10 protein-coding genes and 1 tRNA gene are annotated in these 12,130 nt (G+C 68.0%); 6 read left to right on the top strand and 5 right to left on the bottom strand.

Annotated features, from left to right (window positions below):
- Nucleotides 1-16 precede the first annotated feature (16 nt).
- Together QE399_RS11490 and QE399_RS11485 are read right to left on the bottom strand one after the other, a co-directional pair.
- Complete coding sequence (locus QE399_RS11490; protein ID WP_309828880.1) at nt 17-730, bottom strand: OmpA family protein; 714 nt, start codon at nt 728-730, stop codon at nt 17-19.
- On the bottom strand, nt 730-1,302 hold the full coding sequence (locus QE399_RS11485) for a hypothetical protein (protein ID WP_309828879.1): 573 nt from the start codon (nt 1,300-1,302) through the stop codon (nt 730-732). Before QE399_RS11485 ends, QE399_RS11490 begins: the two co-directional genes overlap by 1 nt.
- 587 nt (nt 1,303-1,889) lie before the next feature.
- On the opposite strand from QE399_RS11485, the gene QE399_RS11480 reads away from it, so the two are divergent.
- Nucleotides 1,890-2,846, top strand: a complete 957-nt coding sequence (locus tag QE399_RS11480) for an IS110 family transposase (RefSeq protein WP_309828877.1) — start codon at nt 1,890-1,892, stop codon at nt 2,844-2,846.
- 16 nt (nt 2,847-2,862) lie between these two features.
- Here QE399_RS11480 and QE399_RS11475 read toward each other — a convergent pair whose 3' ends face one another.
- Nucleotides 2,863-5,328, bottom strand: a complete 2,466-nt coding sequence (locus QE399_RS11475; protein WP_309828875.1) for a UvrD-helicase domain-containing protein — start codon at nt 5,326-5,328, stop codon at nt 2,863-2,865.
- A gap of 160 nt (nt 5,329-5,488) precedes the next feature.
- Nucleotides 5,489-6,358, bottom strand: coding sequence for a MurR/RpiR family transcriptional regulator (locus tag QE399_RS11470; RefSeq protein WP_309832039.1), 870 nt, complete (start codon nt 6,356-6,358; stop codon nt 5,489-5,491).
- A gap of 157 nt (nt 6,359-6,515) precedes the next feature.
- Here QE399_RS11470 and QE399_RS11465 point away from each other — a divergent pair, with 157 nt between their 5' ends.
- The 5 genes from QE399_RS11465 (at nt 6,516) to QE399_RS11445 (ending at nt 11,039) form a co-directional block, all read left to right on the top strand.
- Nucleotides 6,516-7,703, top strand: a complete 1,188-nt coding sequence (locus tag QE399_RS11465; RefSeq protein WP_309828873.1) for a M20 family metallopeptidase — start codon at nt 6,516-6,518, stop codon at nt 7,701-7,703.
- A gap of 44 nt (nt 7,704-7,747) precedes the next feature.
- Nucleotides 7,748-8,749, top strand: a complete 1,002-nt coding sequence (locus QE399_RS11460; protein ID WP_309828871.1) for a tripartite tricarboxylate transporter substrate binding protein BugE — start codon at nt 7,748-7,750, stop codon at nt 8,747-8,749.
- A gap of 87 nt (nt 8,750-8,836) precedes the next feature.
- Entirely contained in the window at nt 8,837-9,604 is a 768-nt protein-coding gene (locus QE399_RS11455; protein WP_309828869.1) for a hypothetical protein, read from the top strand.
- Between the two features lie 227 nt (nt 9,605-9,831).
- Nucleotides 9,832-10,809, top strand: a complete 978-nt coding sequence (locus QE399_RS11450; RefSeq protein WP_309828867.1) for a GMP reductase — start codon at nt 9,832-9,834, stop codon at nt 10,807-10,809.
- A gap of 154 nt (nt 10,810-10,963) precedes the next feature.
- A tRNA-Lys gene (locus QE399_RS11445) sits at nt 10,964-11,039 on the top strand.
- Between the two features lie 358 nt (nt 11,040-11,397).
- Here the strand turns inward: QE399_RS11445 and QE399_RS11440 are convergent.
- Nucleotides 11,398-11,877, bottom strand: a complete 480-nt coding sequence (locus tag QE399_RS11440) for a hypothetical protein (protein ID WP_309828865.1) — start codon at nt 11,875-11,877, stop codon at nt 11,398-11,400.
- Between the last annotated feature and the right edge of the window lie 253 nt (nt 11,878-12,130).

Below are 12,130 nucleotides of genomic sequence, written 5' to 3'. Positions count from 1 at the left end.
CGGCGCCGCCATCCACTCAGTTCCGTGCCCCGGCCCCGGGAAGCGCACCAATCAGGATCTGCACCCTGCGGTTGCGCTGGCGCCCTTGCGGGTCATCGCGCCCGTCCGGCGTCGCATTGGGGGCGACCGGTTCGCGCTCGCCCCGTCCCAGCGCCTGGGGCAGACGCGCCGTGCGCTGCTGCAGCGCCTGGGCCACGGTGTGCGCCCGGCGCAGCGAGAGGTCGTCGTTGTAGGCGTCGGTGCCCTTGCTGTCGGTGTGACCGACGACCTGCAGCGGCGCCTGGGCATAGCTCTTGATCAGTTCGGCCGCCTTGTCGAGCGGAGCCGCGGCGTCCGGCCGCAGCGTCGCCTGGTCGAAGTCGAACAGCACGTCGGCGGGCAGATCGACGGAGATGGCCTGCTGGGGCGTGGGCTGCGCCTTCAACTCCGCGAGCAGCGCCCGGGTCTGTGCGAGCCGTGCCGCCGGCACCTCGGCCTCGCGCAGCACCGTCGCCGGCCCGGCCTGCGGCTGCAGCCGGGTGGCAGGCCCTTGGGGCGACAGCCCGCCCTGCACGTTCTGGGGACTCAACTGCGTTCGGGGCGCCTCGGCCACCGGCTGCAATGCCGTCGGGGCCTGGGCCAGGGGCCGCCCGCTGCGCTCCACCAGCAGGCCTTGGGCGACGGCGGCAGCACACGCGCTGCCCGCCAGCAGCGCCGTGGCCAGGCGGCGTTGCCATGGGGCGCCGCGCATCAACCGCCCTGCAGGGGAAGGTCGATGGAGAAGCCAGGCGAGACGATGTTGTCGCCCTGGGCGCCGTCATTGAACACCAGCTTCAGCTGCCGGGCGGTGGGCGGCACGCTGCCCAGGAACACCAGCTGGCCGTTGAGCGTCTCGCCTTCGCGGATGGTGAGGTCGCGGTTGCCCTCCGGGCGCTTGATGTGCAGCTTGGCGCCGGACTCGTCCTGGATATACGTGTCGGCCAGGGCCAGCATGGTGGAATCGGTGATGCGGTTGGCGAACGAGATGCTCACGTCCAGCACCGTCGCATCGCCGCCGATCTCCGCGCCCTTCACCCGCACGGTGACGCCAGCGGGCGCCACGCCCTGCACGCCCAGGGGCAGCTTGCGCGGGGCTGCGGCGGCTGGCGCGGCCCCCGGTGCCGGCGAGGCCGCTGCCGCAGGGGCGGCAGGTGTCGCGGGGGTTGCGGGAGCGGTCGGTGCAGCCGGTGCTGCGGGGGTCGCCGGCGTGGCGGGGACGGCCGGCGTGGCAGGCTGGGCCGGTGCGGCGGCGGGAGCGCTTGTCTGGTCCTTGCAGGCCGTCAAGGCCAGCGCCAGAGCGGCTGTTGCCCAGAGGGCGCCTCGCGGCAGTTTCGGAGCACGGTGCGTCGCGGTAGAACTCATCCCTTCGTTGCCTTTCTGTTGTTGTGGTGCGGGCGCCGCCGCAGGGCGCAGGCGGCCCGGCGACCGCGCTGAACGCGCGCACCGCCGGCCACGGCTAGTGTCGGCCGAGGCACAAAAAGGGCTGTAAAGAATGGTTTCGCGTTGCCGTCAGCAAAGGCCGCAAGATCGCAGGAGCGCGTGGCAACGCAGGCCGCGCCTGGACGCCGCACATGGGGCCTGGCCTGTGCACGGGCTGGAGCGCGCCGCAGCGCTCGCGGGTGGAGCCGGCCCGCGCGGGCTGGCGAGCGGCACGGCAGACCGGCAGTCAGGCAAGGCCCGCCGCCGCAGTGCCGCGACAGTGCCGCCTTGTATCTTTGACGCTCGGACCAGTTCAGGTAGCCCGAAGCGCCTCTGGGAAGTTTGAAGCCCGTGACTGAGCACTGGGCGCCTGAGCTGGACCGTCCTTTCTTGCAGCCCGAACGGTTGTAGGAACTTGTAGTTCGCATAGACAAGGATGGGAGCGAGAGGACGTGTCCGACTCTGTTTTTATTGGTATTGACGTCTCCAGCCAGACGCTGGAGGTGGCCAGCAGCAGCCAGGCCAAGACCTGGCAGGTCGCCAACGACGCAGCTGGCATTGAGCAACTGGTCGATCAGGCATCGGCCTTGACGTCGGCTCTGGTGGTGCTGGAGGCCACCGGCGGCTACGAGTTCGAGGCAGCGTGTGCGCTGCAGGCCGCAGGCCTTGCGGTGGTCGTGGTGAACCCTCGCACGGCCCGCGACTTTGCCCGCGCCATGGGCGCTCTTGCCAAGACCGATGCGCTGGACGCGCGCATGCTGGCGGCCTTCGCCCGCGTGCTGCACCAACACCCCGAGCGCGAACGCTTCGTCAAGCCGCTGGCCAATGCCGAGCTGCAGCAGTTGCAGGCACTGGTGCTGCGCCGGCGCCAGTTGGTGCAGATGCTGACTGCCGAGCGACAGCGCCTGCGGCTGGCCCATGCCGCCGCTCGCCCGAGCATCGAGCGGGTCATCGAGTTCCTCAAGCAAGAGATTGGCGACAGCGAGGCCGAGGTGGCAACGCATGTGCAAGGACACCACTCGCAGCTGGCCCAGGCGCTGGCCAGTGTGCCGGGCATTGGCGCAGCCAGCGTGGCAGTGCTGCTGGCCGAGTTGCCAGAGCTGGGCAAACTCGACCGGCGCCGCATTGCTGCGCTGGTGGGCGTAGCTCCCCTGAACCGAGACTCCGGCCAGATGCGCGGGCAGCGCTCCATCTGGGGCGGGCGGGCAGATGTGCGACGCACGCTGTACATGGCCACCCTTGTGGCGGTGCGCCACAACCCAGCGCTCAAGGCCTGCTACGAACGCCTGCTGGCAGTGGGCAAGCGCAAGAAGGTTGCCCTGGTCGCTTGCATGCGCAAGCTACTGACCATGCTCAACGCCATAGCCAAGCATGGCTCCACATGGGATCCGGCTATGCATAACGCTTGACAGCCAAGACGGTTGCTCAGTCGACGATGGTGAGCTTGGCCACGCTCAGGGCCAGCCACTTGGTGCCGTGGCGGGGAAAGTCCACCTGCGCGCGTGCGTCGTCGCCCGTGCCCTCCAGCGCCTTGACCTTGCCTTCGCCGAACTTGGTGTGGAACACCGCCAGCCCCACGCGCAGGCCGTGCGACGGCGCTGCCTTCTGCACCGGCACCGGTGGGCTGGCAAAGGTTTCCGACCGATAGCCAAAACCGCCCTTGGCGCCCGCCCCATAAGCGCTTCCAGCTCCTGGATTAGGAGCATACGAGCCGAAGCCCTGCTGCTTGGGCGTGATCCACTTCAGCGCGCTTTCGGGCAGTTCGTCGAAGAAGCGGCTCTTGATGTTGTAGCGCGTCTGGCCGTGCAGCATGCGGGTCTGCGAATGGCTCAGGTACAGGCGCTTGCGGGCGCGCGTGATGGCCACGTACATCAGGCGGCGCTCTTCTTCCAGGCCCTCGCGGTCGTTCATGGAGTTCTCGTGCGGGAACAGGCCCTCTTCCATGCCGCCGATGAAAACGCCGTCGAACTCCAGGCCCTTGCTGGCGTGCACGGTCATGAGCTGCACGGCGTCCTGGCCGGCCTGGGCCTGGTTGTCGCCGGCCTCCAGCGCGGCGTGGGTGAGGAAGGCTGCCAGCGGCGACAGCGTCTCGCCCGTGTCGGCATCGACGATGCCGGCGACGGGTGCCAGCGGCTCGTCCGTCTGCGGCAGCGACGGATCCAGCCCCTGGCTGGCGGGGCTCTGCGACAGGTTGGCGCCGTGCTCGTCCACCGGCAGCGCGACCGCGTCGCGGCCAAAGCCTTCCTGCGTGACGAAGCTTTCGGCCGCATTCACCAGTTCGTCCAGGTTCTCGATCCGGTCGGCGCCTTCCTTCTCGTTGCGGTAGTGCTCCAGCAGGCCGCTGGCCTCCAGCATCTGGCCGATGATGCCGCGCAGGTTCTGGCCTTGCGTCTGCTCGCGCATCACATCCACCAGCGCCACGAAGGCGCCCAGGTTGGCGCCGGCCTTGCCGGGCACGGCGCTTACCGCGTCGTGCAGCGAGCAGCCCGCGTTGCGCGCTGCGTCCTGCAGCACTTCGATCGTGCGCGCGCCGATGCCGCGCGGCGGGAAGTTCACCACGCGCAAGAAGCTGGTGTCGTCGTGCGGGTTCTCCAGCAGGCGCAGATAGGCCAGCGCGTGCTTGATTTCGGCGCGCTCGAAGAAGCGCAGGCCGCCGTACACGCGGTAGGGCACGCTGGCGTTGAACAGCGCGGATTCGATCACCCGGCTCTGCGCATTGCTGCGGTAGAGCACGGCGATCTCCTTGCGCTCGAAGCCGTCGCTGCGCACCAGCTGCTTGATCTCGTCGACTATCCACTGCGCCTCGGCCAGATCGGTGTTCGACTCGTACACGCGAACCGGCTCGCCCGGGCCCTGCGTGGTGCGCAGGTTTTTCCCTAAGCGCTTGCTGTTGTGGCTGATGAGCGCGTTGGCGGAGTCGAGGATGTTGCTGTAGCTGCGGTAGTTCTGCTCCAGCTTGATCTGGCGCTGCACGTCGAACTCGCGCACGAAGTCGGCCATGTTGCCCACCCGCGCGCCGCGGAAGGCGTAGATGCTCTGGTCGTCGTCGCCCACGGCGATCACGCTGCTGCGCGACTGGAAGCGCCCGGCCACGGTGTCGCCCGCCAGCTGCTTGAGCCAAGCGTACTGCAGCTTGTTGGTGTCCTGGAACTCGTCCACCAGGATGTGCGCAAAGCGGCGCTGGTAGTGCTCGCGGATGGGGTCGTTGTCACGCAGCAGCTCGAAGCTGCGCAGCATCAGCTCGCCGAAGTCGACCACGCCCTCGCGCTGGCACTGCTCTTCGTATAGCTGGTACAGCTCGACCTTCTTGCGCGTGTCCGCGTCGCGCGCGTCCACCGCGCCGGGGCGCAGGCCCTCTTCCTTGCAGCCGGCGATGAAATAGGCCAGCTGCTTGGGCGGAAAGCGTTCTTCGTCGATGTTGTACTGCTTGCACAGCCGCTTGACGGCCGAGAGCATGTCCTGCGTGTCCAGGATCTGGAACGACTGCGGCAGCCCCGCCAGCTTGTAGTGCGCGCGCAGCAGGCGGTTGCACAGGCCGTGGAAGGTGCCGATCCACATGCCGCGCACGCTCACCGGCAGCATGGCCGACAGGCGCGCCACCATTTCCTTGGCAGCCTTGTTGGTGAACGTGACGGCCAGGATGCCGCCGGGCGTGGCGTAGCCGTTTTGCAGCAGCCAGGCGATGCGCGTGGTCAGCACGCGGGTCTTGCCCGAGCCGGCGCCCGCCAGGATCAGCGCGTGGCCCGCCGGCAGCGTGACGGCGGCGAGCTGCTCGTCGTTGAGGTTCTGCAGCAGGGGCGACGTGGCAGGGTCGACGCGCGGCGCAGGGCCGGCCTGGCCAGCGCCGAAAGGCGCATCGTGCGCGCCGGAAAACAGGTCTTGAGAAGGCATCCCGCCATTGTAGAAACCCGGCCGCGCAGCCCGCGCCGCAGGGTCAAGCCCTACTACTTTGATAGCGGCTTGCGCTTGTCCTTCAACGAATTTGGACACAAATCAACTTGAAACCGAATGAATTCGAGCGCAAGCAGCTATTTTTTTTGTAGCGATGCCATCACGTCAGCACGCCGTCAATCGCGTCGGACTGGAACCGCGTCCACAGCGCGTCGCGCCGCTGCAGCGACTCGCCCACGGCGCCATGGCGCAGCTGCGCCACCGCGGACACCAGCGCGTTGCACAGGAAGAACGCGGCGGTGTAGGAATCGAACGGCGATGCATTGGCCGTGCGCGCCACCAGCGTGTGCTGCGCGTGCTGCACGATGGGCGCCACCGGGCTGTCGGTCAGTGCCACCACCGTGGCGCCTTGCGCTCGGAAGTGCTGCGCCGCCAGCAGGCCGCCGCGCGAATAGCGGCGGATGGTGAAGACCAGCAACACGTCCTGCGGCTCCACCCACAGCATGCGGTCCACCGCGAAGGGCGCGCCCGCGCCCAGGTCCTGCACGCCGGGGCGGCACATGTTCAGGTGCGTGGCCAGGTGGCTGGCAACCGGCGCGCTGTTCTTCTCGGCCATCACGAAGACGCGGCCACCGTCCTGGCCCAGCAGGCGCGCCGTGGCCTCGAAGGCCGCCATGTCCAGGCCCTGGCGCGTGGCCGCCAGGTTGTGCTGGTCGTGCAGCAGGGCGTCGTCCACGCACTCGGCCAGGCTGCGCTCGGCGCCCAGCGTGGCCGGAGCGCGCTGCGCGGCGGTCTGCAGGCGCGAAGTGACCTCGGTGCGCGCCTCGCGCCGCACCTCGGCCAGGCTGTCGTAGCCCAGCTTGGAGAACATGCGCACCACCGTCGAGGCGCTGGTGCCCGTGCGGGCCGCGATGGCGCTGGCGGAATCCATCAGCCCGTCGGGGTAGTGGCGCAGCAGGTCGTCGGCCAGCGCGCGCTCGCTGGCGGTGAGGGAGGCGGCGCGGGCGGCGAGCCGTTCGGTCAGGAGCATGGTGGCGTGGGCGGCAGAGGCAGAAGCGGCGCGCGGCAGGCGCTGCGTGGGCCGATTGTGCATGGCCCATCCGCTCTGGGCCGGCCTTCAATTGCAACACACATTGCAAGGCAATATGATTTGTGAAATTTTCATTTCAATTCCCGCACCGACCGCCATGTCCCACACCGCGCCTGCCATCGCCGCCTCGGCGGCTCCCGCCTCCGCCCAGCCCTTGCTCGACTGGCTTGCCTCGCAGGAACAGGCCATGGCCGATCTGCTGGCGCAGATCGTCAACATCGACAGCGGCAGCGGCCATGAAGCAGGCGTGCGCCAGGTCGCCGCGGCCCTGCGCGGCCGCCTGGAGGCCGCCGGCATCCCGGTGCAGACCTTTCCGGAACCCGGCTGGGGCGAGTGCATCCTGGCCAAGGTGCCGGGCAGTGATACCGCGGCCGCAGGCCATTACCAGCTGATGGGCCACATGGACACGGTCTTCCCGCTGGGCACGGCCGCCCAGCGCCCCTGGCGCGTGGAGGGCGGCAAGGCCTACGGCCCCGGCGTGGCCGACATGAAGTCCGGCCTGGTGATGAACGTCTTCGTGGCCGAGGCCCTGGCCCGCTTTGGCGGCAACGCCACGCCGGTGCACCTGCTGTTCACGGCCGACGAGGAAGTGGGCTCGCCCGCCTGCCGCACCGTGATCCGCGAGCACGTCCAGGGCGCCCGCGCTGTGCTGAACGCCGAGCCGGGCCGCATCAGCGGCAACGTGGTGAATGAGCGCAAGGGCTCGTACCGCATCGATTTCGAGGTGACGGGCGTGGCCGCGCATGCAGGCATCAATCCCGCGCAGGGCGCGAGTGCCATCGACGCGCTGGCCCGCAAGATCCTGGCGCTGCATGCGCTCAACGCCTGCGAGCCCGGCATCACCGTCAACGTCGGCTTCATCCAGGGCGGCATGGCGTCCAACGTGGTGGCCCCGCTGGCCGCCGCGCACGTGGACCTGCGCTACACGGCCGAGAACGACCTGGACGGCGTGCTCGCCCGCATCCAGGCGATCATCGAAGAAGAGTCTTTGCCGCGCACCAGTGGCCGCATCGTCGCCAAGACGGGCACCCTGCCCATGGCCCGCACGCCGGACGACCTGCTGCAGACCTACCAGCGCTGCGCACAGCAGGTGGGTTTCGCCGTCGAGGGCGAATCCACCGGCGGCGCGGCCGACAGCGGCATCACGTCGAACATGGGCATCCCGTCGCTCTGCGCTCTCGGCCCCGTGGGCGGCTACGCGCACAGCGAGCGCGAGTTCTGCGACCTGACCACCTTCGTGCCGCGCGCCCAGGCGCTGGCGCTCACGCTGCTGGCGCTGGGCTGAGCCGGCTCCCTCCCCTTTTCGTTTTTCTGACCCCTCCGAGACCTATGTCCTTCGAACGCATGCACACCACCCGTCGCCAACTGCTCGCCACCGGCCTGGGCCTCGCCGGCGCTGCCGCCCTGCCAGCCTTCGCCGCAGGCGACAAGTACCCCAGCCGCCCGATCACGCTGGTCGTGCCCTTCCCGCCCGGTGGCTCGGTCGACGTGATGGCCCGCCAGTACACCGAAGCGCTGGGCCGCATCCTGGGCGTGCCGATCGTGGTGGACAACAAGCCCGGTGCGGGCGGCTCCATCGGCACGCAGTTCGTGGCGCGTGCGCCGGCCGACGGCTACACCTTGGTGGCCTCGTCGCAAAGCAGCCACCTGGCCAACCCGCTGGTGCAGCCCAAGTTGGGCTACGACCCGATCAAGGACTTCGAGAACATCGCCATCATGGGCCGCCAGCCCAACGTGCTGGTAGCGCATCCCAGCGTGCCTGCCAAGAACTTCGCCGAGTTCGTGGCCTACCTGAAGGCCAACCCCGGCCAGGTCAACTTCGCCACCGCCGGCGCCGGCAGCATGGGCCAGATCAACGCCGAGGCGTTCCTGCTGGCCGTGAACGCCAAGGGCGTGCACATCCCGTACCGCGGCGGCTCGCCCTACGTGACGGCCATCCTCGCGGGCGAGGTGCAGTTCGCGCTCGACAACCTGGTGGTGTTCCTGCAGCACATCCAGGCCGGCAAGCTGCGCGCCCTGGCCGTGGCGTCGGACACGCGCGTGGCGCAGCTGCCCGATGTGCCGACCTTCAAGGAACTGGGCTTCCCCGACCTGAACCAGTCGTCGTGGACCGGCATCGCCGCCCCGGCCGGCACACCCGCCGCCATCGTGGCCACGCTGCACAAGGCCATCCGCAAGGCGGCGACCGAGCCCGCGATGATCGAGAACCTCAAGGCCCGCGGCGTGATCCCGCCCGAAGAGATGACGCCGGCCGCCTTCGAGAAAATGATGTCCGACCGCCTAGCAAGCTACGGCGAAGTCGTGCGCAAGGCCAACATCAAGCCCGAGTAAGCCGTCCGGCGCGGGCCGAGCGGCGCACCGGCGGCGTCTTGTGGGAACATGCGCGGACCTACCGCACCGCCCCAGGATGGACCTTTGATGCGCCCTCTGCCCGCCCTTTTGCGCTCCCTCGCGCCGGCCGCCCTGCTCGCCGGCGCGCCCCTGGCTGCCATGGCCCAGATGGCCGTCTGCAGCAGCGACGGACAGCCGCCGCCGCGCGCTCTGTACGAGCGCTTTCTGAGCGCAGACTGCGAAAGCTGCTGGGCCGATGTGCCCGCGGCGGCGCCGGGCGATGCGGCGCTGCTGCTCGACTGGATCGTGCCGGGCCGCTCCGGCGATGACGCACCGCTGTCTGCCGCCGCCACGCGCGATGCCCTGGATCGGCTGGAGGCTCTGGGCCGCACCCCGCCCGGCACCACCGATACGGCTGTCAGCGATGTGGCGCCTGCAGGCGCTGCGCCCGGCCGGCTTCGCGTGTCCCTTGGCCCTCCGCTCAACGACTATGTGGGCACGACCATCGCGCTGGTGCCGGCACCCGTCCGCGGCGGCGCCCGGCCCTTGCGCCCCGGCGCGCGCTACACCTTCACCCTGCTGCTCATCCAGACCGTGCCCGCCAGCTCCGAAGGCAATGCCGCGCCGCGCCATCTGGTGCGCAATGCGTTGCAGGGCACCTGGGTCGCCGGAGCCGGCCGGGTGCAGACCGGCTGGTCCGAACTGCGCCCCATGCGCGTGCCGGACGGCGCCGATGTGCAGCGGCTTGGTGTGGCCGGCTGGCTGCAAGACGCGGACGGTACGGTGATTGCGGCGGCCCAGGCGCGGTGCGCCGCCGGCGCGGACGCCGCAGCCACGGGCAACGCTGCAAAGTAACCCTGCGCCGCACCGCGCCAATCGCACCCGGGCCGATGGCCGTGGGTGGCAGGGGTAGAATCAATCACCGGGCCCAAGTTTCTTGACGTCCGGTTTTTTTGCGCCTGCGCACAGCAGGGTTCGGTGATGGCCGCCACGGCCCACCCGCAGAACCGGCCTCCAAGCCAAGCGCCCCATCGCGGGGGAAATAGGTCCTCTGCGACCTTTCACAGGAGCTTGGAAATCTCATGGAAATCTTCGACTACGACAACGTCCTTCTGCTGCCGCGCAAGTGCCGCGTGGAAAGCCGGTCCGAGTGCGACGCCAGCATCACGCTGGGCTCGCGCACGTTCCGCCTGCCCGTGGTGCCCGCCAACATGAAGACGGTGGTGGACGAAAAGATCTGCCGCTGGATGGCGACGAACGGCTACTTCTACGTCATGCACCGCTTCGACCTGGACAACGTCCAGTTCGTGCGCGACATGCATGCCGCAGGCACCTTCGCTTCCATCTCGCTGGGCGTGAAGTCGCCCGACTACGCCACCGTGGACACGCTGGTGGCCGAGGGCCTGGTACCCGAGTACATCACCATCGACATCGCCCACGGCCATGCCGACAGCGTGAAGAACATGATCGGCTACCTCAAGGAGAAGCTGCCGCAGTCGTTCGTGATCGCCGGCAACGTGGCCACGCCCGAGGCCGTGATCGACCTGGAGAACTGGGGCGCCGACGCCACCAAGGTGGGCGTGGGCCCGGGCAAGGTGTGTATCACCAAGCTCAAGACCGGCTTCGGCACGGGCGGCTGGCAGCTGTCGGCGCTCAAGTGGTGCGCCCGCGTGGCCACCAAGCCCATCATTGCCGACGGCGGCATCCGCAGCCATGGCGACATCGCCAAAAGCATCCGGTTCGGAGCCACCATGGTGATGATCGGCTCGCTCTTCGCCGGCCACGAGGAATCGCCCGGCAAGACCGTGGAGGTGGATGGCGAGCCGTACAAGGAGTACTACGGCTCCGCCAGCGACTTCAACAAGGGCGAATACAAGCACGTGGAAGGCAAGCGCATCCTCGAACCCATCAAGGGCAAGCTGGCCGACACCCTGGTCGAGATGGAGCAGGACGTGCAAAGCTCCATCAGCTACGCCGGAGGCAAGAAGCTGCTGGACATCCGCAAGGTGAACTACGTGATCCTGGGCGGCGACAACGCGGGCGAGCATCTGCTGATGTGAGGCCGGGCGGAGGCACACAGCGGCGACTGACCTGTGGCTGAAGCCCCTCCTGCAGCGCGAACGCAAAATTTTTAGCGCGCCTATTGCCACGGGCGTAAAAAGTAGTGCATAATTCGAGGCTCTGCAGCGATGCAGACCAAGTTTCGAAAGAAGTGGGTTCTTAGCTCAGTTGGTAGAGCAGCGGACTCTTAATCCGTAGGTCGAGTGTTCGAGTCACTCAGGACCCACCACTCATTTCAAGGCGCTACAGCTTCATGGCTGTGGCGCCTTTTCATTTGGGATTCTCTACGAGAGTCCAACCAAATCACAGGCCGGCATCTCACGCTGCGCCCTGCCCGACCTCGCAGCTCTGCATGGGGTCACGCTATCAAATCGGTAGTGATATTACGAGCCCGCCTTGATTGCCTTGGCGCGAAAACTGGCTCCAGACCATTGCGGATTGGAGTCGCAAACCCACGTTGCCCTGCCCTCCCACCGTCCTTATTTCGCTGTTGAAGGATCGGTGGGCCGCGCCGGATATGAGAGGTTTATGAGATGCATCACATATACAGTGCTACGCAGTCTCCGATATCCGAAGGGCTAAGCGCGCTAGACGAACCCGAAATAGTTGTTGCGTAGCCACCTATCAGCATCGAACAAGGCCGCCCGCGCCGCATTTTCATCAGGCCCGCAACGCCACGTTTGCGGCCAGCGTTTGAGGTAGCCGAAATCCCATTCCATCCCTGCCACCAGCAGGCATCCGTCGTCCCTTTCTTTGACCACGCGCGCGTCGGTAAGCGGCCGAAGGATTGGGGATAGATCGCCATCGAGTGGGGGCAGGCTTGCGGACCACCAGCCGCCCTCATGCTGTTTGCTGACAAACAGACCCCTTGGCCAGGGGCGCCGCTGGATCAGGTGGACGGGCAGAAACGATCCTGTGAAGCGCAGGCGGATCACGCAATACCGGGCACCGGCCGCCTGCTTGGCCTCCTTGTCTGCATGACTATTGGGCGTCCATGGGCCGCCGCGATAAAACGCCTGGTAGGAACATTTCAAAGCCCAAATTGATACTGTATAAATATACAGCAATCGCTATCCCATGGTGTCAGCGGAAACCAAGCAAAGTCCGCCATTTCCCGTCATGCGAAATAGGGCGAAATCTGGCCGCGAGGCTGCACCAGGCCTTGCGCTGGTCAGTGTCGGCAGGGTCGGCAAGAGAGGCCGATCAAGCGGGCAGGCGCGGCGGGGTCTCGACTGCGCGCTGGCGGTCTGGACCGTTAAGGACGGCGGTGGGGGCGGGCTGGGGGAGGGGCAGGCGCTGGGATGCAGGACCGTAGAGGGC

This window comes from Paracidovorax wautersii, from assembly GCF_031453675.1.
GTDB lineage: Bacteria > Pseudomonadota > Gammaproteobacteria > Burkholderiales > Burkholderiaceae_C > Paracidovorax.
This window is presented reverse-complemented; position numbering and strand designations above follow the sequence as displayed.